This is a genomic window from Streptomyces sp. NBC_01217, from assembly GCF_035994185.1.
GTDB lineage: Bacteria > Actinomycetota > Actinomycetes > Streptomycetales > Streptomycetaceae > Streptomyces.
The window spans coordinates 275,747-298,156 of sequence record NZ_CP108538.1 but is presented as its reverse complement, the minus strand read 5'-3'; the positions used below and the strand labels follow the sequence as shown (position 1 = coordinate 298,156).

19 protein-coding genes and 2 pseudogenes are annotated in these 22,410 nt (G+C 69.6%); 11 read left to right on the top strand and 10 right to left on the bottom strand.

What is annotated here, in order from left to right; genetic code table 11:
* The first annotated feature begins 258 nt into the window (after nt 1-258).
* The gene (locus OG507_RS01035; RefSeq protein ID WP_327365196.1) at nt 259-1,539 is read left to right on the top strand and encodes an ATP-binding protein; all 1,281 of its coding nucleotides are present in this window, start codon (nt 259-261) and stop codon (nt 1,537-1,539) included.
* 43 nt (nt 1,540-1,582) lie between these two features.
* Here OG507_RS01035 and OG507_RS01030 read toward each other — a convergent pair whose 3' ends face one another.
* Nucleotides 1,583-1,987: a hypothetical protein gene (locus OG507_RS01030; RefSeq protein WP_327365194.1), complete on the bottom strand. Its 405-nt coding sequence runs from the start codon at nt 1,985-1,987 to the stop codon at nt 1,583-1,585.
* A gap of 171 nt (nt 1,988-2,158) precedes the next feature.
* Between OG507_RS01030 and sigJ the strand changes: the two genes are divergently transcribed.
* From sigJ to OG507_RS01015, 3 genes are all read left to right on the top strand, one after another.
* Nucleotides 2,159-3,112, top strand: a complete 954-nt coding sequence (gene sigJ, locus OG507_RS01025; protein WP_327365193.1) for an RNA polymerase sigma factor SigJ — start codon at nt 2,159-2,161, stop codon at nt 3,110-3,112.
* Between the two features lie 200 nt (nt 3,113-3,312).
* Entirely contained in the window at nt 3,313-4,398 is a 1,086-nt protein-coding gene (locus OG507_RS01020) for a glycerophosphodiester phosphodiesterase family protein (protein WP_327365192.1), read from the top strand.
* Between the two features lie 647 nt (nt 4,399-5,045).
* Nucleotides 5,046-5,429 (top strand): DUF6087 family protein, encoded by a 384-nt coding sequence (locus tag OG507_RS01015; RefSeq protein ID WP_327365191.1) that lies wholly within the window; start codon nt 5,046-5,048, stop codon nt 5,427-5,429.
* Between the two features lie 132 nt (nt 5,430-5,561).
* Here the strand turns inward: OG507_RS01015 and OG507_RS01010 are convergent, their stop codons facing one another.
* Nucleotides 5,562-6,782: a cysteine desulfurase-like protein gene (locus tag OG507_RS01010; RefSeq protein WP_327365190.1), complete on the bottom strand. Its 1,221-nt coding sequence runs from the start codon at nt 6,780-6,782 to the stop codon at nt 5,562-5,564.
* 476 nt (nt 6,783-7,258) lie between these two features.
* Between OG507_RS01010 and mptB the strand changes: the two genes are divergently transcribed.
* Both mptB and OG507_RS01000 read left to right on the top strand, forming a co-directional pair.
* Nucleotides 7,259-8,635 (top strand): polyprenol phosphomannose-dependent alpha 1,6 mannosyltransferase MptB, encoded by a 1,377-nt coding sequence (gene mptB / locus OG507_RS01005; RefSeq protein WP_327365189.1) that lies wholly within the window; start codon nt 7,259-7,261, stop codon nt 8,633-8,635.
* The gene (locus tag OG507_RS01000; RefSeq protein WP_442810919.1) at nt 8,632-9,822 is read left to right on the top strand and encodes a glycosyltransferase 87 family protein; all 1,191 of its coding nucleotides are present in this window, start codon (nt 8,632-8,634) and stop codon (nt 9,820-9,822) included. Before mptB ends, OG507_RS01000 begins: the two co-directional genes overlap by 4 nt.
* Before the next feature lie 61 nt (nt 9,823-9,883).
* Here the strand turns inward: OG507_RS01000 and OG507_RS00995 are convergent, their stop codons facing one another.
* The 4 genes and pseudogenes from OG507_RS00995 to OG507_RS00980 form a co-directional block, all read right to left on the bottom strand.
* Complete coding sequence (locus OG507_RS00995) at nt 9,884-10,825, bottom strand: lysylphosphatidylglycerol synthase transmembrane domain-containing protein (RefSeq protein WP_327365188.1); 942 nt, start codon at nt 10,823-10,825, stop codon at nt 9,884-9,886.
* Between the two features lie 376 nt (nt 10,826-11,201).
* A complete protein-coding gene (locus tag OG507_RS00990) occupies nt 11,202-13,091 on the bottom strand; it encodes a LamG-like jellyroll fold domain-containing protein (RefSeq protein WP_327365187.1) in 1,890 nt (629 codons plus the stop codon).
* 195 nt (nt 13,092-13,286) lie between these two features.
* Nucleotides 13,287-13,406, bottom strand: a pseudogene (locus OG507_RS00985) (lipase); the annotation flags it as partial.
* Nucleotides 13,407-13,462: 56 nt separating this feature from the next.
* Entirely contained in the window at nt 13,463-14,044 is a 582-nt protein-coding gene (locus tag OG507_RS00980; RefSeq protein WP_327365186.1) for a TetR/AcrR family transcriptional regulator, read from the bottom strand.
* Between the two features lie 84 nt (nt 14,045-14,128).
* On the opposite strand from OG507_RS00980, the gene OG507_RS00975 reads away from it, so the two are divergent.
* Nucleotides 14,129-14,620, top strand: a complete 492-nt coding sequence (locus OG507_RS00975) for an FBP domain-containing protein (RefSeq protein WP_327365185.1) — start codon at nt 14,129-14,131, stop codon at nt 14,618-14,620.
* A gap of 382 nt (nt 14,621-15,002) precedes the next feature.
* Here OG507_RS00975 and gap read toward each other — a convergent pair whose 3' ends face one another.
* Together gap and OG507_RS00965 are read right to left on the bottom strand one after the other, a co-directional pair.
* Entirely contained in the window at nt 15,003-16,001 is a 999-nt protein-coding gene (gap, locus tag OG507_RS00970; protein WP_327365184.1) for a type I glyceraldehyde-3-phosphate dehydrogenase, read from the bottom strand.
* Nucleotides 16,002-16,101: 100 nt separating this feature from the next.
* On the bottom strand, nt 16,102-17,058 hold the full coding sequence (locus tag OG507_RS00965; protein ID WP_327365183.1) for a GlxA family transcriptional regulator: 957 nt from the start codon (nt 17,056-17,058) through the stop codon (nt 16,102-16,104).
* 691 nt (nt 17,059-17,749) lie between these two features.
* Here OG507_RS00965 and OG507_RS00960 point away from each other — a divergent pair.
* From OG507_RS00960 to OG507_RS00950, 3 genes are all read left to right on the top strand, one after another.
* Complete coding sequence (locus tag OG507_RS00960) at nt 17,750-18,508, top strand: IclR family transcriptional regulator (protein WP_327365182.1); 759 nt, start codon at nt 17,750-17,752, stop codon at nt 18,506-18,508.
* Nucleotides 18,509-18,658: 150 nt separating this feature from the next.
* Entirely contained in the window at nt 18,659-19,267 is a 609-nt protein-coding gene (locus tag OG507_RS00955; RefSeq protein ID WP_327365181.1) for an ArsR/SmtB family transcription factor, read from the top strand.
* Nucleotides 19,264-20,580 (top strand): MFS transporter, encoded by a 1,317-nt coding sequence (locus OG507_RS00950; RefSeq protein ID WP_327365180.1) that lies wholly within the window; start codon nt 19,264-19,266, stop codon nt 20,578-20,580. The genes OG507_RS00955 and OG507_RS00950 overlap by 4 nt, the downstream gene beginning before the upstream one ends.
* 437 nt (nt 20,581-21,017) lie before the next feature.
* On the opposite strand, the gene OG507_RS00945 is transcribed toward OG507_RS00950, so the two are convergent.
* Together OG507_RS00945 and OG507_RS00940 are read right to left on the bottom strand one after the other, a co-directional pair.
* A complete protein-coding gene (locus tag OG507_RS00945; protein WP_327372242.1) occupies nt 21,018-21,284 on the bottom strand; it encodes a hypothetical protein in 267 nt (88 codons plus the stop codon).
* A gap of 43 nt (nt 21,285-21,327) precedes the next feature.
* A pseudogene (locus OG507_RS00940) lies at nt 21,328-21,678 on the bottom strand (transposase); the annotation flags it as partial.
* A gap of 71 nt (nt 21,679-21,749) precedes the next feature.
* On the opposite strand from OG507_RS00940, the gene OG507_RS00935 reads away from it, so the two are divergent.
* Nucleotides 21,750-22,103 carry a hypothetical protein gene (locus OG507_RS00935; protein ID WP_327365179.1) on the top strand — a complete coding sequence of 118 codons (354 nt, stop codon included), beginning with the start codon at nt 21,750-21,752 and terminating at the stop codon, nt 22,101-22,103.
* Nucleotides 22,104-22,410 lie beyond the last annotated feature (307 nt).

The following is a 22,410-nucleotide window of genomic DNA, read 5'->3' as shown; positions in this document are numbered from 1 at the left end:
GATCCCGCTGCCTGGCGGGTCCGGCAATCCCCGGACCTGCCGGGCAGCAGCAACGCACCGGCACCGAGGCCGTCATTTGAGACAGCCCCTGCCTCGAACTGTCAGGCCCGCGGATGACGTGCCCGCCGCGGTTCCGGTCGACGGGTGTCTGACCGGCGCGGAGAATGACTGGGAGGGAGCAGGAACGGAGCGGCGGCCGGGCAGCCCGTGGCCAGGGCGCCGGGTAGGCCGTGGCGGTCCGCCGACAGGGTGGTGATGATGCCGACGTGGCGATTGCGGGACTTCCGTGACGACGACCTGGACCGCGCGATCCAGATATGGGATCAGGACCGGCAGGCCGACGACATGCCTCCGGTCTTTCCGCTCTCCGAGGCAATGGCTGCGGCCCGGACCGGCGGGACCGTGGTCGTCGCTGTGGTCGGCGAGGATCTGGTCGGCATGGCGGTGGCGCAGGCCCAGGGGGAGCGGGCCTGGATCATGCTGATGGCGCTCGCCGGTATGTGGCGCAACCGCGGAATCGGGAGCGCCCTGATCGCGGAGGTCGAGAGGCGTCTGCGCATCCAGGGGGTACGCCGGATCAGTGCGCTGCTTGCCCCGGGGGCGACCGGGATCACGGCGCTGGAGAACTCCGGCTATCGCGCTCGCGACGGGTTGATCTTCTACGAGAAGGTCGAGCATCTCGGCGCAAGTGACGCGGGCCTGCTCACCGAGCTCGGTGGGAGGGTCCTGCCGCAGGGGCTCTGGGGCGCTCTGGCGGGCATGGAGCGAGAGAAGGAAGCCATCGAGCAGCGGATAGTGCTGCCGCTGGCGGAGCCCGTGCTGGCCGATCGGTACGGGGTGACGCCACCGAAGTCCGTCATCCTTTTCGGCCCGCCGGGCACCGGGAAGACCAGTTTCGCCAAGGCCGTTGCATCCCGGCTGGCCTGGCCGTTCGTGGAACTCTTTCCCTCCCGGCTCACGGAGGGCGCCGCCGGCGGCCTGGCCGCCTCGCTGCGGGAAACGTTCGCCGATCTGGGGGAGCTGGAATCCGTTCTGCTGTTCATCGACGAAGTCGAGGAGATCGCAGGCATCCGGTCCGGTCAGGCTGTCGATCCCGGGCACGGAGTCACCAACGAGCTGCTCAAGCTGATTCCCGGTTTCCGCGACCACGACAACCGCCTGCTGATCTGCGCCACCAACTCCGTGCGCTCCCTCGACCCGGCATTCCTGCGCCCGGGCCGGTTCGACTACGTCATTCCGGTCGGCCCGCCCGATCCGACAGCACGGGCGGCGATCTGGCAGCGCTATCTCGGCCCGGCCGTCAGCGGCATAGCGCTGCACCAACTGGTGTCAGCCAGTGAGATGTTCACACCCGCCGACATCGAGTTCGCCGCCCGCAAAGGCTCCCACGCCGCATTCGAACGCGAAGTAGCCGACCGCAAAGGCGCACCGGCCAGCACCGAGGACTACCTCGCTGCCATCGCCGAGACCCGGCCCACCCTCACCGACCAGGCTCTCACCAAGTTCAGAGAGGACATCGAGCACCACGCGCGCCTGTGACGGTTGACTGCGGTGGCGGTGGCAACAGTGGTTCGCGCGGCGGCTACGACCGGGTGTCGGGGCGCTCCGACACCCGGGTGGACAGCACCTGGCCCAGCGCCAGCACGCTCAGGCCGAACATAAGGATGCCCAGGGGGACATGGAGCGACGGCATGTGCGCGATGCCCAGCATTACCTGCACCGAAGCGAGTACGAGGAAGCCGGACGCGTACAGGATGGGGCGGGGCGCCCCGCCGCCCGGCCGCCACGCCAGGATCGCGGCGAGCACGTACAACATCGATGCGCCGTACATCACGCGCGCTCCGGCGCTGTGCAGTACCTCGCCGTGGGGCGAGGACAGCAGCAGTCCGGCGGTGACCGCCTGGAAGAAGATGGCCAAGGTCTGCAGGGCGATCGCGACCTGCAGGAACGTGAGGCTGCCCTTTTCTGCCGTCGTCTGTGCGGCCATGACGCGGTCTCCTCTTCTGCCTCGCGGCGGTGGCTCGGTAGTGTCTCGGCAGTCCGACGACGTGGGCCCGCGAAATGTGAGGCGAAGCGCCGACCTCACAGTCCGGTGCGCTGTTTCGTCGAAGTGGCGAGAGCGGAAGCGGACGAGAAGAAACAGGGAGCGGTCGCGACCATGAGCACCCCATCCGAGCCGGAGCACGACCGGTCCGAGCCGGGCCTGAGCGTGATCGTCGGCGAGCGGCGCCAGCTGATCAACCTCGCTTACCGGCTGCTCGGTTCGCTGGCCGAGGCCGAGGACGCCGTGCAGGAGACCTACGCCCGCTGGTACGCGATGTCGCGGCAACGGCAGGAGGCCATCGAGTCGCCCGGCGCCTGGCTGACGACAGTGGCCAGCCGAATCTGCCTGGACGTCCTCGGCTCGGCGCGGGTCCGGCGCGAGCGCTATGTCGGCGAATGGATACCCGAGCCGCTGCCCGACCGTGCGGAGTGGAGCGGCGGGCGGGCGGGCGGCGGCAGGGCCGAGCCGGCCGACCCCGCCGACCGGGTCACCCTGGACGAGTCGGTGAACATGGCGTTCCTCGTCGTACTGGAGTCGATGACGCCTGCCGAACGCGTGGCGTTCATCCTGCACGACATCTTCCGGTATCCCTTTGCCGAGGTCGCTGAGATCGTCGGCCGAACGCCCGCGGCCTGCCGGCAGCTGGCGTCCTCGGCCCGTCGACGTATTCGCGCCGCGCAGGTTCCGGCGGTCCCGAAGGCAGGGCAGGCCGGTCTGGTGCGGCATTTCAAGGAGGCGTGGGAGGCGAGGGACATCGAGGCCCTCGTCGACCTCCTCGACCCCGACGCCACGATGATCGCCGACGGCGGCGGCCTGGTCGGCACCGTCCTCCGCCCGGTCGAGGGCAGCGAGCGCATCGCCCAGTACCTGATTCACATCGCCGGCAAAGCCCCTGGGCTGACGCTCCTGGAGCGGACGGTCAACGGCCGGCCGGGCCTGGTCGCCCAGCACGCCGACGTCACCGTGACCGTGGCGGCGTTCAGCCTCACCGGCGGCCGCATCACTCGCATTTGGGCGGTCCGCAACCCCGAGAAACTCCGTCCTTGGACCGAGAACGGACAGAGCTGACCCGGCGTGAGCACCAGAAGGACGCCGAGGGGCTGCTCATGGGGGGCTATGAAGGGCGGCAGCACTTTCCGCCTCGTCCGGGTCCGGAGGGGTAATCGTTTCCCGGGGATTCATGATGTCCTAATATCTGATCTTCGTGCGAGTCGGGCTTGCGGCTTACCTTCGCAAGGTCCAGTAAGTCCGAAATAGACGAGGCGTAAATGTCACTGCGGTATGCAGTCGCGAGCCTGGCTGTCCTGCCTGTGCTCGCCACCCCGGCGACCGCTCAGGCGGCCACGGCCCATCATGGCCACCACCATCACCATGGGCCTTCCCAGAAGGCGCATTTCGATCTGCAAGCCCACCGCGGTGGGCTCGGTCTGACCACCGAGGAGTCTTTGGAGGGCTTCGGCAAGGCGCTGCGTCTCGGTGTGAGGACTCTGGAGCTGGACACCCACATCACGAAGGACCAGAAGGTCGTCGTCAACCACGACCGGCAGATCAGTGCCCAGAAGTGCAAGGACACCGGCCCGGTGACGCCCGGTGACCCGATGTACCCGTACGTCGGGAAGTACATCAAGGACCTGACGCTGGCGCAGATCAAGAGCATGGACTGCGGCTACCAGCAGTTGCCCGGCTTCCCCGAGCAGGAGCAGATCAAGGGCTTCCGCATGGTGGAGCTCAAGGATGTCCTCAACCTGGTCAAGAGCTACAAGGCCAAGCAGGTCAAGCTGAACATCGAGACCAAGGTGGAGGCCGGTGCGCCCGAGCAGACCGCACCGCGCGAGCTGTTCGTCCGCCGTGTCTTCGAGGAGATCCACCGTTCCGGGATCGAGGATCAGGTCACCATCCAGTCCTTCGACTGGGGGGCGTTGAAGGCGATGCACAAGCTTGCTCCGTCCTACCCGCTCGTGGCGCTGACGAACTACGACTTCCTGCAGGTCGGCAAGGACGGCGCCTCCCCGTGGCTCGGCGGTATCGACGCCGACGACTACGACGGTGACTTCGTCAAGGCCGCCGCCGCTGTCCCCGGTGTGACCGCGCTGTCCCCGAACTACGGTTTCCCGCAGAACGGCACGGTCGCGGACCCGGACTTCCGCTTCTACCCCGACAAGAAGATGATCTCCGAGGCCCATGAGCGCGGTCTGAAGGTCATTCCGTGGACCTGTGACGACCCCGCCACCATCGAGGAGCTCATGGACATGGGCATCGACGGGATCATCACCGACTACCCCAACCGTGTGCGGGACATCATGGCCGACCGCGGCATGGCCCTGCCCAAGGCATACCCCGCGCCGCGTCACTGACGACCGGCACGCCATGGACACGTACGCCCCGGAGCGGAGAGCTCCAGGGTGTACGCCCCGGCAGGGCGGCGTTGCTCAGCGGCGGAACACCGCGATCACGGCCGACTGCCTGCGGGGTGTCCCGGCCAACGCGACAATCCGAGGCTGCCTCGATACCTCGGCGGTCATGCCTGACCAGAGGACGTGCTCGGCTGTGAACCAAACCTGCGGCAGACAGGCACCATGGCCGCCGCCGACAAGCTCGCCCATGGGAACTACGACCACGTCGCCATGAAGGCACGGGCATCCGCCCATTTCAGCTCGCAGCCTGGTTCCCGGCGGTCGTGGCCCTGATCTGGCTGACCTTCCTCGATGACGCCTACCGGGCCCTGTATGCGGACTGGCCACGCGCCGCGCACGCGAGTGCGTCGAGGCCCTGCGGATAGAGGCAGGCGGCGACCCCAACGACCAGACGCTTCCTCGCCGTCGCGGTCCTCTTCGACCGGCCTCAGGAGTAGGTGACGGCACCCTGGAGGACATCGTCGCCACCGGTTGTGCGGGCCGGGGAGAGGTACGGCCTGCCTGCGTGAACTGAGCATGGAAACGTTCGGGATCGACCTCTCGTCTGCGAGTAGCTCTCCGATTGGTAGTTGCGCCATGCTGGCGGGGTGGATGAGGAGTCTTTTGAGCACTGGATGAGCAGGCGCGAGCAGGAACGCCGGCGCATGAAGGGGCGTATGCGTTTGGATGCGCTTAATTCGCACCCCCGTCGAGGTTCGCATGTTTTCCCGGAAGCGCCGCGTCTGATCTCGCGTTGGGATGGCTATTCCTGGGAACCGGTGGCTGTGGCAAGCCACTGGGCAGCGGCCGCCGCGCTGCTGTACTCGCATGACGTCGCGGACGAACGTACCGAGCGTCAGGATCCTGGCCGCGTTGCCCGCGCAGTGCAGGACAGCCGACTACGCGGGGCGGGAACGGCGGAGAGGAAAAAGGCCCGAGTGCGGGAACTGCTCGATGAGGGGCACTATCGCCCCGAGGGGTCCGGGGGATGAGCAGGGGCGGCTGGTCGCCGCCGGGGAGTTCGGCCGAAGGTAGTGGCTGTGGCCTTGAGGTCGATCAGTCAGCTGGCTGGTGGTGGTTTGGTCGGGGTCGGCCCGTTGTCTCGGGTGTCTGGGGGTGTCGGGTCAGTTGATGGCGGGTGTGGTGGTGAGGAAGCCGGTGAGGGCTTCCAGCAGGCGGTCGATGTCCTCGTCGTTGTTGTAGGGGGCCAGACCGATCCGCAGTCCGCCTTCGTCGCCGAGCCCGAGCCGACGGGATGCCTCCAGCGCGTAGAAGGATCCGGCCGGGGCATCGATGCCCTGCTGCGCCAGGTACTGCGAGGCGGCGGCGGTGCTGCGGCCGGGCAGGGTCAGTAGCAGGGTGGGGGTGCGGTGGGCGGCCCGGGAGTGCACGGTGATGCCTCCGAGATCGGCCAGTCCCTGCTCGATACGGGCCCGCAGGGCATCCTCATGGGCCTCGATCGCAACGAAGGCGGCGAGCAGCCGTTCCCGCCGGGTGCCACCGTCCCCGGGAGCCAGCGCGGCGAGGAAGTCCACCGCCGCACAGGCCCCGGCCAGCAGTTCGTAGGGCAGCGTGCCCAGTTCGAAGCGCTCGGGAACCGCGTCGGTCGAGGGCAGCAGCTTGTCCGGCCGCAGCGTCTCCAGCAACTCGGGACGGCTCGCCAGCACGCCCAGATGCGGGCCGAGGAATTTGTACGGCGAGCAGACCAGGAAGTCGGCGCCGAGGCCGGGCAGGTCGACGGCGGCGTGCGAGGCGTAGTGCACCGCGTCGACATGCAGCAGGGCCCCTGCCCGGTGCACCAGTCCCGCGATGGCGGGAATCTCGGGGCGCGTACCGATCAGGTTGGACGCCGCGGTGACGGCGACCAGGCGGGTGCGCGGGGAGAGCACGGCGGCGATGTCATCGGCCGTCAGCTCTCCGGTGGTCGGATCGAAATCCGCCCACCGGGGTGTGGCACCCATGGCCTCGGCCGCCTGGATCCAGGGGCGGATGTTGGAGTCGTGGTCGAGACGGCTGACGACCACCTCGTCGCCCGGACCCCAGCTCTTGGCCAGAGTGCGGGACAGATCGTAGGTGAGCTGGGTGGAGCTTCGGCCGAACACGATGCCCCGCGGATCGGCGCCCAGCAGGTCGGCCAGCGCGCGACGGGCACGGGTCACCACTGCCTCCGCGTTGCGCTCGCCCTCGGTGGTGAGCCCCCGGTTGGCGAGCGGGTTGGCCAGTGCGTCCGCGATGGCGTCGATCACCGGTTGCGGTGTCTGCGTGCCACCGGGGGCGTCGAACCGGGCGGAGCCGGCTTTCAGGGCGGGGAACCGGGCACGGACGGCATGGACATCGAAGGTCATGCGTACTCCTGGAGGCGAGAAGACGATGTGGGCGCCAGGGTACGGAGGCCGGGAACGCTGCCGGGCGCGGGGCTGCTGTACTCGGGCGCGGCTTGCCCGCTGCTGGACCCGGCGGCGCACTGCCGTCCGCAACCTGACGCCGTTGCGGCTGCCCACACTTCACGACGCGCCGCCCGCGGCAGCAGAGCCGACCGGCCGCCCTGGCCGTGGGTACTCAACCGGTCCATGCGGTTCGGTCACCGTACGAGCCCTCGGCGGTGGCGGGAAGCTGCGCTCGGTCCGGCCGGTACCGGGGAGCCGGTTCCTGCGGGCCGCCCTGTGCGCCGGGCGCGGGCTGAACCTCCAAACGCGGTGGGGCCGCCTGGTGGTGCCGTTGCCGGTCGGGGGCCTTGGACGCCGGGGTTTTCACCGGCCGTCCGGATTCCGTCCGCCTGGCGGTCGGCTGCCGGTGGCCTGGGCAGCCGTATCGTGCGCGCATGCCGGTACCGGATGTGATCGTCGACCCGCGCCGCTGCCGGTGGCTCGGGTTCGCGGGCTCGGTCGCGGTGGCGGTGGGCGGGCTGAGTGCAGGGGCGTTGCCGGTGCGGCAGGTCGTCGGGCCGGACGGCGGGCGACTGGGGCTGGCCGGTACGTACTTCGGGCTGGTGCTGCTGGTCGCCGCATGGTGGTGGCTGGGGCGGGCGGTGCGCGGTCCCGAACCACCGGGAGAGCGCTTCCTGTTGGTGACGCTGGGGATCTGGGCGGTGCCGCTGGTGCTGGGGCCGCCGCTGTTCAGCCGGGATGTGTACAGCTACCTGGTGCAGGGCACGATGGCCGCCGCGCACATGGACGTGTACGTGTACGGTGCCGACCGGCTCGGCGGGCCGCTGGCCGCCGAGGTGCCGCCGATCTGGCAGCACACGCCGACGCCGTACGGCCCGGTCTTCCTGGCGGTGGCCAGGGCGGCGGTACCGCTCGGGATCGTCGGCATGCGGCTGGTGGCGCTGTCCGGCGTCGCCCTGATGATCGTCTTCCTGCTCGTACTCGCCGGGCGGTGCGGCACCGACCGGTCGGCCGCGCTCTGGCTGGGTGCGCTCAACCCGCTGCTCCTGCTGCACCTCGTCGCGGGCGCGCACAACGACGCGGTGATGCTGGGGCTGCTCGGCGCGGGGCTGGTGGCGGCGTCCGGGCGGTGGCCGGTGTCGGCCGCGGTGCTGGTCACACTGGCCGCGCTGGTGAAGGTGCCTGCCGTGCTGGGGCTGTTCGCGGTCGCGTCGATCTGGTCGTACCGGCTGCGGGGGCGTGCCAGGCTGGTCAGGACCGGACTTGCGACTCTCGCCGTCGCGGTGGCGACCACGGTGGCCGCCACCGCCGCCACCGGCACCGGCTACGGCTGGGTCGCGGCCCTGGGCACCCCTGTCTCCGCCCACAACTGGTCCCTCACCGGCACTCTCGGCCGCCTCACCGGCGCCGTGCCCGCCTGGCGTTTCCTCGGCGTCGCCGCGATCGCTGCCGTACTGCTCCTTCTCTGGCGGCGCCGCCACGGTCTTGGCCCGGTGTACGCCCTCGGGCTGGGCCTGGCCGCTGTCGCCCTGTTCGGCCCTGCGATCCGTCCCTGGTACGTGCTCTGGGCGCTGTTCCCCATCGCGGCCGCCGCACCGCGCGGCCGGGTGCGCCGCTGGGCCGCTGTCGGCAGTTGTGTGCTCGCCCTCGTGGTCCTCCCGGACGGTTTCGCCCCGGACGCAGGGCAGTTGGTGCTCGCGGTGAGCGGCGGCGGGCTGGCGGTGCTGGCCCTGTTGACCTGGCGGGCAGCGCTGACCTGGTGGGCAGCGTCCCGGCCGCGGGCCGCGGCCACCCCGGGATACCTGCCGTGACCCGGCCGAGGCAGCTGCTCGGCACGGTGGTCCTGGTTGCCGGCGCCGTGCTGTTCATGGTGGTGGTGCCGTACTACCGGGGCTGGTTCGACCTGCACATCTACTACGGGGCCGTCGACAACTGGATCCGGCACGACGGCCGGATCTACGACTATGTGCTGCCCGGGACCGCATACGGTTTCACCTACCCGCCCTTCGCCGCCGTCTGCATGCTGCCGATGCTCCTGGTCGGGGACACCGGCGCCGTGGTGGGCTGTGTGCTGCTCAACGCGGCCGCTTCGGTGCTGCTGTTGCGCGGCCCACTGCGTGAACTACCCGTGGGCCGGGGTGGGTTGGTCGTGACCGGGTGCCTCTTCGTGATGCTGGAGCCGGTGCGGGACACCTTCAGTCTGGGGCAGGTCAATCTGCTGCTGATGGCGCTGGTGTACGCGGACAGCGGGCGCGGGCGTTTCGCGGGCGTCGGCATCGGCCTGGCGACGGCGTTCAAGCTCACGCCGGGCATCTTCATCGGATACCTGCTGCTCACCGGCCGCCGCCGGGCTGCTGCCGTCGCCACGGGTACGGCGGTGGCAGCGACCATGATCGGTGTGCTTGCGGCGCCGCGCGCGTCATGGGTGTTCTGGACCCGGGCGCTGTGGGACACGCACCGGGTCGGCGCCTTGGACTATGCGTCCAACCAGTCGCTCCAGGGCGCGCTGGCCCGGCTGGGCGCGGCCCGCCCGGTGTGGGTGCTGGCCGTGGCAGCGGTGCTCGTCCTGTGGGCGTACCGTGTGCGCCGGGCGGCCGCGGTCGGTGACAACGAGGCCGCGATGGCGCTCACCGGCCTTGCGGCTTGCCTGGTCAGCCCGGTGACCTGGGTGCATCACCTGGTGTGGGCGGTGCCAGCCCTTGCGTTGCTCGCCCGAACCGGGCGTCGCGCCGTTGCCGCAGCCCTGTACGTGGTGTTGTGCAGCAGTGTCGTGTGGCTGTGGCGTGATGACCCGTCCGGCGTGGATGGTTTCCTCGGCGGGAGCGCGTACGTATGGATCTGCCTGGGGCTGCTGGCGCTGTGGCCGCAGGCGTCCTCCGGGCTTCCGTCGCACGGCCGCGCGGATGGACCGGGGCCGGGGACAGTGCGCGGAGCCGGCCGGTCCCCGGCTCGCTCCTGGTTCGTACGTGGTCCTCGGCGTCCCCGCCCATCCGGCTGACGGGGCACTCACGGCCGTTCCGCCTGCCGTGGGTCGTGACCAGCCGTCGCACGACCGGCCTTCAGATCACCTTCGAGCGCACCAGGGCGCCGAGTACCAGAGCCCCGGGGATCAGCGGCAGCCACACTGTGATGATGCGGTAGCCCAGCACAACGGAACCCGCGGCGGTGACCGAAGCCCCGGCGGCGACGAGTGCGATGACCAGCGCGGCGTCCACGGAGCCGATGCCGCCGGGGGTCGGGACGGCGGCGGCCGCGATGCTGGCGCTGAGATACGCGATCGCGACATGGATCACGGGTACGGGTACGTCGAGGGCCAGCGCGACCGCGACCAGTCCGGCGGCCTGCAGGACGGGGAAGGCCAGTGAGCCGCCCCACAGGGCCAGCGCCCGGGTGGGCCTGGCATGCAGCGCACGCGCGTCGGTCAGCGCGGTGCCCGCAAAGGCAGCGACGGCCCTGCGCAGCGGGCGTATGGCGATGAGCGCGAGCAATGCCGTGCAGAGCAGCCCGCCCGCCGCCCACACGAGCGGGAGGGCAGCCGCCTGAGGTAGGAGGCCGTCCAGCCGGAGCGCGTCGGGGAAGGCGGCCAGAAGAGTGAGCAGGAGCACGAGCCGGACCGCTGCCTCCGCCAGCAGGTACAACGCGAGTGCGGCCGAGGACCGGGTCAGCGGGATTCCGCAGCCCCTGAGGAAGCGCAGGTTGACCGCGCCCGCACCGAGCCCGGCAGGCAGGAGGTGGTTGGCGGCACCCGAGGCGAACTGGGTGGCGAACAGCCGCCGGGCGGGGAGCGGTTCGAGCACCGCGCCCTGGCGCGCGAAGGACACCGCGACCCAGCCCAGCGCGGTGACTGCCAGCGCGGCCAGCAGCCAGTAGCGGTTGGCGGTGAGGAGCCCGCGGCCGCCGGAGGCGACGAGTGGCCAGTTCAGTGCCACCAGGACGCCGATGACGGCGATCGGGACCAGGCAGGCGATCCGGCGCAGGAACGGCATGCGTGGTAGGGCCATCGGTCTCGGTCGTCCCTGCTCGTCGTGCACCCGCCGGGAGCGGGCTCGCCGACAGTGTCCCCGGCGTGCACGACGTTCCGGCGTCGTGCGGCCGACGCCCGGTGGACGGGGTGGTGGCGGGAAGGGGAGCCGGCAACGCGCAGGCGGCGTCGGCGCCGGTCGTCGCCGTCCTGCGCCGGTGCCTGCCGGAATGCGGGTGGGGCCGCGGCCAGGCTGCCGAGCCCTCTCCGCTGTCGGATGCCCCGGCCGAAGGCCCCCTCGCATCACCCCTCGGCTCACCGGCCGCAGGACGCAACACGGCCCGGGAGCGACAACGATGTCGCTCCCGGGCCGGGCACCGGACTCGGGCGGCCATCCGGCCGCCCACCGCAGCCGGTTACGCGAACGGGGCCATGAAGTCCTTCGGCGTCAGCGCCCGGTCGACGATACGGGTGTCGCCGATCCAGCCGTAGAAGCTCTGGCCGAACTGCTCGGCGAACTGGGTGCCGCCGATGACGAACGGCTTCCCGAGCGTTGCGATGCCGGTGGCCGGCTGCGACGGGTTCCGGGCGATCTTCGACCCGTCGACGTACATCACCGTGCGGCGACCGTTGTTGACGACCGCGATGTGGGTCCAGCGCCCCACGGGCAGCGCGTGGCTCCACGACGTCGGATCGGCGTCCTGGACGTGCGGGTAGAGCACGAACTGCAGGAAGCGCTCAGGCGTGACATTGAGGCTGCAGGTGGGCTCCTCCGTCGACCAGCCCGTGGTCTTCCCGGCATCGCCGTTACGGCCCTCCCAGCTGAGGATGCCCATCCAGGCGTGGTCGCCCTCGAACGGCTCCGGCAGCTTGATGAAGGTCTCGATGGTGAAACCGGAGGTGAACGTCAGGCTGTTCAGAGGAGCCTGCCCGGCCGTGGTGAGGATTGCGCCCCGATCCGGCGACTTGCCGCCGTCGAAGCGGAGGCTGGCGTGGGCCGGCTGCCCGGTGTGGTGGTCGCCCGACCAGGTGAGAGCCTTCGAGGCGCTGTCGTGGAGCAGCTGGACCCGGAGGTCGTTTCCGTGCCCCGACAGGTCGCGTGCCACGGTGCCCGCGGCCACCGCGGAACCGGCGGCGCCGGCACCCGCCAGACCGGAGGAGTCGAACCGCCAGTAGGCGACGGTGCCCCGCGGCATCACCCGGGAGGCCGGACGCGGCGCCGGAGGAACCAACGGTGCGAATCCCTCGAACCGCTCCGAGAAGTCGATGTCCAGTGTGAACCGGTCCACCGGGCCGGTCAGTTCGATGGTCTCGGCCTCCAACGGTGTCCGCTTCTCGGGGTCGCGGGCGAGGAACCACGGAGAGAATGTCTCGACATCGACGACCTGCCGGACCAGGTCGAAGGAGTAGAGGCGGACCATGCCGGCACCGCCGTAGTAGCGGTCCTGGTAGTTGGTGATGTGAACATGCACATCATTGCCGGCGTCGTTGGTGAGCACCGTGCGCCCCGGAGGCCAGTAGTGCCCGCCCAGCGCCATGAAGATCTGGTCATTGCCGCGGATGATGCGGTCCCAGAGCCGCTGTCCGTTGTCGGACAGATGCGCCTGGCCGTCGTCCTCGGCCCAGGCGATGTCATGGGTGGTGAGGATGGCAGGGAGAGTCGGGTGGGCGTCGAGGACGCCCTGCGCCCAGGCCAGCCCCTTCTCGGAGGCGCGCCAGTCGAGGGCGAGCACCAGCCACTCGCGCCCGGCCGCCCGCAGCACGTGGTAGCTGTTGTACCCGTCGGGCGATGCGCCGCCGAAGGTCGGCATGGAGGTGAACCGCTGCGGCCCGAACGCCCGGAGATAGGCGGTGTCACCGCGCTGGTCGTCGGTGCCCGAGTTGATGTCGTGGTTGCCGGCGAGGACGCTGTAGGGCACCTTGCCGTGGATGGTCCGGAAGGTGTCCGCCGCGAGGCCGATCTCCTCCTCGCTGCCGTGCTCGGTGACATCGCCCAGGTGCGTCATAAAGGCGATGTTCGCCTCCTGGCGCTGGGCCACCAGGTAGTGAAACGTCTCCTTCAGCGGCTCCGGGTCCGCGCTGTCCGCGTCGAAGAGGTACTGGGTGTCCGGCAGGACCGCCAGTGCGAAGCGCGGGCTCTGTGTGTCGAAGCGGTGGCTGCCGGAGCCGGCTGCCGATGGCTGCGACGTGGCGGCCTGTGCGGACTGCGCGCCCAGCACCGTGGCGGCCGCTCCGGCCGCCGGTACGGCCAGCGCCGCCTGCAGCAGGCTGCGGCGACCCGGTCCGGGATGACTGGTTCTGCTCATGCGATCTCCCTGAACTGCCCCGTATGTCAGCAGGGATGATGCTGATCGCCGATAGCCGGACGGTGACGGTGGTCCAAACCACAAGGGCCGGATGGTGGACGCCTTCGGGCGGGGAAGGCCAGGCGGGCAACTGCCGTGGGTGGGCGAACGGCGCACAGAGGCCTTCGAGCGGCCGGCCGGGTGCCATCAGCCCTGCCGGGCGCGCGCAGGCAACCGGTGGGGCAGTACGCCGCGTTCGGTGCGCTCCAGGTCGAGGGCGCCGTGCAGGAGGCCGGCGGTGATGGGAGTGGTGGTCCAGTCGTGCTCGGGGTTCATCTCGTGGGTCTCCTCGATCAGGAGGGTCGGTTGGCGGCGGCGGTCGGAAGGATTGGTCAGGAGGTGGTGGGCCAGGTGCGCAGCAGGGAGTCGAGCGCGTTGAGGATTTCGGTCCAGCTCTCCTGCGAGTCGGGGGCGCTGTGGCTGAAGCCGCCGGCGCCCTCCAGGCCGACGTAGCCGCTGAAGACGCTGCCCAGCAGCCGCACCGCGTGCGTCTGATGCGGTTCGGCCAGGTCGTATCCGCGCAGGATCGCCCGCGTCATCTGGGCGTGCCGGACACCGGCGCTGGCGGCCGCCGTCTGCGGGTCGAGCCGGAACTGGGCTGCGGCGAAGCGCCCCGGGTGCTGGAGGGCGTAGTCGCGGTAGACGTTGGCGAAAGCGGTCAGGGCGTCTTTGCCGGCCCGTCCGGCCACCGCGGTGGAGACCTGGTCGGCGAGTTCCTCCAGGGCGAGCAGAGCGATCTTGGTCTTGAGGTCGTGGGCGTTCTTCACGTGCGAGTACAGGCTCGCGGTCTTGACACCGAACCGCCGGGCGAGTTCCGCGGGGGTCGCCTGCTCGAAGCCGACCTCGTCGGCCAGCTCCGCCCCTGCCCGGACCAGGCGCTCCGTGGTCAGTCCTACCCGTCCGGTCCCTGCCATGCTCGTCCTCCTAAGCGATCCTCATATCTGACATCGATGATTATGCATTTGCCTAATCTGATTAGGCAAATTAGCGTGTCGTTTATGAAGCCACTGACCGAGCAAGAGATTCGTACGGCGTTCGTGAACTGCACCAAGGGCGAGGCCAAGCGCCTGGCCGTCCCCCGTGACCTGGCCGAGCAGCGGTGGGACGACCTGGACTTCCTGGGCTGGCGAGATCCTCAGGCCCCCGACCGGGCCTACCTCGTAATCGAACTGGACGGCCGCCCGGTCGGCGTCCAGCTGCGCTCCCGCGACGTCGGTTCCTGGCAGATGCGGCGCAGCATGTGCTCGGTGTGCGTGACCACCCACACCGGGGGTGTCTCCCTGATGGTCGCGCCGAGGTCCGGAAAGGCCGGGCAGCAGGGCAACTCGGTCGGCGTCTACATGTGCAGCGACCTGGCCTGCTCCCTGTATGTACGCGGGAGGAAGGACGCGGGCATCGGCGCACGACTCCACGAGTCCCTCACCCTGGAGGAGAAGGTTCAGCGGACCGTGGCGAACCTCGCCGCGTTCATTGCCAAGGTGACCGCGTGACCTGGACCGTCCCCCCGACCTTCGTCGTGCGGGACAGAGACGATGCAGGGGTGGCGGCCCGGGACGTTCACGTTCCGCTGCTTGCGCGGAGACAGTCGTACGACGTCCTCATCGCGGATCTCGCGGCCTTCCAGAAGGAGCAGGGATGGGCGGCGCGGGCCGCGGCCGGGGATCGGGGCGCGCTCGCATCGTGTTGCGCGCCGGTCGGGACCGCCGCCCCCGGACCGCCGCCGGTGCGGCGCTGAAGACCGGCGGCGGACGTCACTGGGGGAGAGGGCGGGGCGGGCAACCGGTACCCGTCACGTATTCGAAGGCTGCGGCATTCATGGAGCTGCCCTCGGCCGGTTCCGGGAACAGACGGCGGGACCGCCCCGGCCTGCGATCAACGGGTGGCGAGGAGTTCGAGTGTGTCGATCACACGGTTCGAGAAGCCCCACTCGTTGTCGTACCAGGCGACCACCTTGATGTGGCGGCCGTCGACGCGGGTGAGAGCCGAGTCGAATATCGACGAGGCGGGATTGCCCGTGATGTCTGAGGACACGAGCGGGTCGTCCGAGTACTCGAGGATGCCGGCGAGCGGCCCCTCTGCCGCGGCGCGGTACGCCGCCAGCACGTCGTCGCGCGTCACGTCGCGGGCGACGGTGGTGTTGAGTTCGACGATCGAGCCCACCGGAACCGGTACGCGGATCGAGTCGCCCGTCAGCTTGCCTTCGAGGTTCGGCAGCACGAGGCCGATCGCCTTGGCAGCACCCGTCGTGGTCGGCACGATGTTTTCAGCGGCAGCACGGGCACGGCGGGCGTCGCGGTGCGGGCCGTCCTGCAGGTTCTGCTCCTGCGTGTAGGCGTGCACCGTCGTCATGAAACCGTGCTCGATGCCGGCGAGCTCGTCGAGGACCGCGGCCAGCGGCGCAAGAGCGTTGGTCGTGCACGAGGCGTTCGAGATGATCGTGTGCACGGCCGGGTCGTACGCGTCGCTGTTGACCCCGAACGCGAGCGTGACATCGGCGCCGTCCGACGGCGCACCGACGAGCACCTTCTTCGCGCCTGCGTCGAGGTGGGCGCGGGCGGCCGTGGCCGACGTGAAGCGGCCGGTCGCCTCAAGCACGATGTCGACGCCGAGCTCGGCCCACGGCAGCTTCGCCGGTTCGCGCTCGGCGAGCACCGTGATGCGACGGCCGTCGACGACAAGGGCGTCCCCGTCGACAGTCACCGGGCGGCCGAGCCGGCCCGCCGTCGTGTCGTAGGCGAGCAGCCGCGCAAGGGCGGCGGGCTCCGTGAGGTCGTTGACGGCTACGACCTCGAGGTCGCTGTGGCGTTCGAGCAGTGCGCGCAGCACATTGCGTCCGATACGGCCGAATCCGTTGATGGCGATGCGAGTCATGAGTGGTGTCCCTTCGGTTCGCCATCAGGTTCGCTCGCAGCATCCGCCCGTGACAGTGGCGTGAGTGCCACGGCTCGAAAGGATCGCGCCACGGCGGCGACTACTCGCCCTGGGCAAAGGTGCGCCGGTACTCGCTCGGCGTGGTGCCGAGGATGCGCTGGAAGTGCAGCCGCAGATTCGCACCGGTGCCGAGACCGACGTCGGCGGCGATCTGCTCGACGGTCCGCTCCGAACGCTCGAGCAGCTCACGGGCCGCGTCGATGCGGGCACGCATGACCCACTGCATCGGCGTGTACCCCGTGTCTTCGACGAAGCGCCGCGAGAACGTGCGCGGCGACACCGCCGCGTGCCGGGCGAGCACCTCGAGGGCGAGGGGCTCGCCCAGTCGGTGCAACGCCCACTCACGGGTGGCGGCGAACCGCTCGCCGAGCGGCTCGGGCACGCTGCGTGGCACGTACTGCGCCTGACCGCCGCTGCGGTAGGGGGCCGCGACCAGGCGCCGGGCCGCGTGGTTCGACGCGGCCACCCCGAGGTCGCCGCGCAGAATGTGCAGGCACAGGTCGATGCCCGAGGCGGCGCCGGCCGACGTCAGTACGCTGCCCTCGTCGACGAACAGAACGTTCTCGTCGACCTGGACGAGCGGATGCCTCGCCGCAAGCGCGCGCGTGTAATGCCAGTGCGTCGTGGCGCGCTTGCCGTCGAGCAGGCCAGTGGCGGCGAGCGCGAAGGCGCCCGTCGAGATGGCGGCGAGCCGCGCGCCCCGATCGTGGGCCGCGATCAGCGCGTCGACGACGGCCTGCGGCGGGTCGTCACTGTCCGGGAACCGGTAGCCGGGGATGAAGACGATGTCGGCCCACGCAAGCGCGTCGAGGCCGTGGGCGACGCAGTACGACAGGCCATCGCCGCCGGTTACGAGACCGGGCGCGGCGCCGCACACCCGTACCTCGTACGGCATGCTCGCACGGGTCGTGAACACCTGCGCAGGAATGCCGACATCGAGCGGCTTCGCACCGTCGAGCACGAGGACGGCGACGTGATGCAGGCGGGGCGGTGGCACGGGAAAAGAATACGAGGGGTGTGGGGCCGGCGCGTCCGTCCTGAAAGAGTGTTTCCCCATCGGGGGTGTTCGAGCCCGCACGTACATCATCGGCGACCTCGCCCCGTCGGGGAGGTCGCGTCGGTTGACAGTGCTGCGTGCACGGCGTCGCATGTCGAGGACATGGCGGGCGTGGGAGGCGTCGGGTTGCGGGTGGTTCCGGAGCCGAACGGCCGGTCCTCTACGGCCCGGCAAGCGCTATGTCGGTCGTAGCGCTGGTTGCCACCACCAGTTGCAGGCCCGTGGCTGACTCCGATGCGGGTCCGCGGGCTCGGCCGGCTGACCTTTACTGTCAGACCGCTGGAGGGCCGCCTCAGCTCGCCCTCGGGGTTACGGACGGAGGCGGCTGGTGGGGAGGCGGGATCGTAGAGGGCGGTCATGCAGCCCCAGGTGGCGCTGAGCGCGGTGGGCACGGTGGCCGGGAGCAGGGGGCGGCGGCGATGCGTTCGTGGGCCTGGGCGTGGCGGTCGGTGATAGTCACGGTCCATCTCTGGATTTCCAGCCACACCGACGACGTGAACACGGTCACGCTGCGTCACGGCACCTTCGAGGACCGGACCTTCGGTCGTCGTATGCCGCTCTGTATGCCCAGGTCGGGGCACGTATGCAGGACGCCTTGCCGTCCTCCGGCACCGGGTCCATGCTTGTTGGTATGGGTGACCAGGCAGGGCCCGAGTTCCCCGCGTCCGTACGGGATGTCCTACGCCTGATGGAGGCCGTAGAGGCGCACGCGGAAGGCGCCCCGGCGCAGCAGCTGGCCCGGGAGTCAGGACTGCCATTGGCCACCGTTCACCGATTGTTGCCTGCGCTCGCCCAGGACGGACACGTGGAGGAGCCGGACGTCGGCGCGTTCGTCCGCTCCGGCAAACGCCACCCATCGTGCGCCGGACACAACGGGCAGGAGCAACTGGAGCGCATCCGCCCGGTCCTGACTTCCTTGCGGGACGACCTTTCGGTCGCGGTCTATCTGACCCTGTACGAGGAGGGCGAAATCCGTGTCATGGAAATCGTCGACAGCGCCCAGGCGCCGCGAGTGGACCTCTGGGTGAGCTTCGAGGACGCCGGACACGCCACGGCACTGGGCAAGAGCGTGTTGCGTGAACTGGACGAGGACGCGCGCGCCGACTACCTTTCCCGACACTCCCTGACGGACCTCACGCCCCGCACCATCACGCGCAGGGAGGAACTGGTGCAGCACCTCGACGCCTCGCTGTCAGCCCCGGTCGTCATGGACCGGGAAGAGTACTCCAGCGGTACGACGTGTATCGCGGTGCCGGTGTACAGCGGTGACCAAGTCGGTTCGCTAGGTATCTCCTTCCGTTCGGACTGGATGTACCGGGCCACTCGGGTCCGGGCGGGGCTGCTGGCGTCGGCAATGCGCGTGACCAGGGAACTCTCGCTCCCTGACTGAACCCGGCCCGACAACGCCCGGCCCCGGGCAAGCCTGGGCCGCCGCAGATGCCGAACTGCATCTGATCCACAGGGACATACACCGGCGGATACTTGACGCCCTCAACGTGAGAGTTGACTCTCACGAATCGTGAGAGGAGACTCTCGCGTCATGGACTCCAGTAATCGCCTGGGCGATATCGAGATCACTGATCCACAAGCCATGCGAGCGTTGGCGCATCCGGTGCGGCTGGCGATTCTTGACCACCTTCTGCGGCACGGGCCTGCGACCGCCACGCAGCTCGCGCCTGACGTGGGAGCGACGCCGTCGGTGACCAGTTGGCATCTGCGTCACTTGGCCGGCTTTGGACTGGTCCGCGACAGTGAGCCAGGACCGGACCGCCGCCAACGGCGGTGGGAGGCAGTAGCACGCGGCTTCCGATTCGAGACGCCGCAAGACCCGGCCGATGAGGAGGGCCGGTCAGCCGCGCGGGTGTTGTCGCAGCAGATGTTCCTGCGCTATGCGGACTTCCCGAGCCGATGGGTTGCCGAAGTCGAGCCCGAACTCGATCCAGCGTGGCGCAGGCTGGCCGGGCTGGCCAACACCCGCGTCGTCGTTTCCGCTGAGGAACTCGCCGCCATCGAGGACGGGATCGAGCGCGTTCTTGCGCCGTACGTCAATCGTGACCCGGCCGAGCGGCCCACCGACGGCCGCGGCGTCCGGCTGATGCGCTACGTCCTGCCGGAAGGCGCCGAGGAACAGCCCGGGCAGACCCCGTGAACAGCCCGGAGCGGACCACCGCAATATCGCTGTGGCGGGATCGACGGTTCCGCCGCTTCTGGGCCGGTCAGTCGGTCTCACAGTTCGGCGACCGGATCACCGAACTGGCCCTGCCCCTGATCGCCGTCAGCGCACTGAACGCCACGGCCAACCAGGTGGCGTGGCTGACCGCACTCATCTGGACCCCGAACCTGCTCGCAATCTTTCTGGGGGCCTGGGTCGATCACCAAGCCCACAAACGCCGTCTGATGATCCTCGCCGACCTGGTGCGCTCCGCAGTACTGCTCAGCCTCCCGGTGGCCCACCTGCTGGGAGCGGTGACGCTCGGGCAGTTGTACGCCGTGGCGTTGCTGACAGGCGCCGCCGGGGTGCTGTTCAACACCGCCTATCCGCCGTTCTTTGTGCGCCTCGTGCCGCGTGAGTCCTACGTCGACGCCAACAGCAAGCTCAGCGCCAGCCGGTCCGCATCGTATGTCGCCGGCCCGGCCATCGGCGGCGCTCTGATCCAGGCGCTGACCGCGCCCGTCACCGTCGTCGTGGATGCCCTGACCTTTCTGGCATCAGCGGTCCTGGTCGGTCGGGTTTCGATCGACGAACCGCCTGCTGCCTCCGACAACACAGCGGCGCCCTCGCTGATGCAACGTGCCCGAGAGGGACTCTCGTTCGTCGTCCGTCACCCGATACTGCGGGCCGGCCTCGGCTGCGCGGCAACCGTCAACTTCTTCACCTTTGTCGCGGGCAGTGGGCTGATCGTTCTCTTCGCCAGCCGGAGCCTTGAACTGTCCGCAGGAGTGATCGGCATCGCGTTCGGGATCGGCGCGACCGGTTCCCTCCTCGGCGCGGTGCTCGCCCCGAAGGTCTCGCGACGGTTCGGCGTGGGGCGCAGCATCGTCGTGGGCGCGGTGCTGTTCCCGGCGCCGATCGCTATCGCCGCCACTGCGGACGGCCCGCTCTGGCTCCGCGCCGGAGCCTTGGCCGCGGCCGAGTTCCTCTCAGGCTTCGGCGTCATGCTGTTCGACGTCAACCTCAACTCTCTCCAGGCCGCGGTGATCCCCGACGGCATGCGCAGTCGCGTGGCCGGCGCGTACAGCACGATCAATTACGGCATACGCCCCGTCGGCGCCATCGTCGGCGGGCTGCTCGCCACTTTCATCGGCCTGAGGCCGACCCTGCTCATCGCCGCCGTCGGCGGAGCCCTGTCGCTGCTCTGGCTACTGCCTTCACCGATACCCCGCATCCGATCCCTGGCCCCGAACAGCACCGCGGATATCGCCGGCGACGCGGACGACGACCAACGACCAGTACCTTGTTGACCCGCCGGACGTGGTCCAGCCCGGATCCGAGCGGATGCCTCCCAGATCCGACGGGCCGGCACATCCACGCGGGGACGCTGTCGCTCAGCGGCGTGGGGCGGGGCCAGAATGGTCGTTCAGATCGCCCCGAAGATCGCTGTCTGCGGTGAGAGAACTCGTTCCCGTAGGGCCAACAGACTGTTCGAAGCCACCTACGAATGTGATCCGCGTCATGGGTGAAGCTGTCCAATGCAACACGGACTGAGGTCTGCATCGCGGAAGTTGTCTCGATGAGACTCCTGCTCAATCGCTGCACGAGGTGATCTGCACACGGCATCTGCTGATACAAGCCGCGCCATGGCCATGCTCATCCGGGATTTCCCCGGCTCCGAGACCGCGGTCGGTATGCAGCGCAGACATCTCACCGCCAGGGCTCTGGCCAACCGCACGACCCAGGGTTACATGGACCACGACCTGGCCTGGGCCCGCCCTCTTGCCCAGGCCATCGCCAACTGCCGCTCGCGCGACTCCGCGAACTCTTCGATACCGACAGCCGTGGCGAGTGTGTACAGCCTCGCCCACAGGCTGACCTCGGGAAGCCCCTCCCCGGTGATCAGCATGGCCAGGCCCTGCGGTGGTGTCGCCTCGTTGGCCGCCACCGCGCGGCGGACCGCGGCATGCGGGTGGCGTGCGAGACTGGCCGCCAGGTCCGCCGTGGTCCACAAACGCGAGTTCCGGCCGGCTTCGCCCGGTGCTCGTCCCGCGCTTGGGCTTGCGGCCGACCTTGCCCGGCGGCTGCGGCTGGGGTGGGAAGTACAGGACGCGGTCGGACCGCTTCCGACCCAGCATCTCGACGGGCAGGTCGGTCAGCAGGAGAGGCAGGCGGGTCACGTCGTAGCCGGCATCGGCGACGACCAGGACGGGCGGATCTCCGATCTGCCACTGGCCCGCCACATACAGCCGCTGGAACGTTTCCCGGATCGGGGCGGCGGTGACGGCGATCGCGTCGTCCCGGGGACACAGCCGGACTGCGTCCAGCATGGCGGTCCACGAGGGCCGCCCCTGCTCCTGGCCGGCCACGAAAGAGCAGGGCCGCTCGGGGATCACCTGGGCCGAGCCCCTGCCACGGCGATACGTGTACTACAGCCGGAGATCTTGTGACGGACTCCCGGTGGCGTCGTTGACCGGGCATGCTGCTGGATGTGACGGCTGAGCAGATAGCCGAGTGGGACGCCGAACTGTCGGTGTTGACCGGTTCGTTGGGGCACTTGTTCAACCGGCCGGAGCCGCGGGTGGTTTTCGCGCAGTTCATCGAGGGGCTGCTGGCGGAGCTGCCGGCGAAGAACGGCTGGACGCTCGCCGAGCGGGCTGGGCATGTGACTGCGGATCGGATGCAGTGGCTGCTCAACGGCTCGGTGTGGGATGCGGACCGGCTGCGCGACGCGGTCCGCGACTATCAGGAAGAACTGCAGCCGCTATACCGCCGTGTGCTGGTTGCCCTCTACGTGCGTGCCCACGCACGTAAATTGCTGATATGCTGGTGATGATCTTCGCGCGGCATGGTCAGCAGGCTGGTCGTACCGTCGGCGTGAGTCAAATCGCTCTCGCGCATCGCGTATCGATCGATACGTAGTTCATGGCAACGCAATGTTGAATGAACAGTGTGAAAAATGGAGTAACCCAACCGATGACCGCACTTCACGACTGGTCGACCCGAACAAGTCAAGGTTGGCACCGAAGATGATTGCAGTGCGCCGGTCCGCCGAAATGATCGCCCGCTGGCTCATGATGCCGCGCCGTCGAGGTGTGGAAGCGGGTCGGCACCGTGACTTGACATCGTTGTCGGGGCTG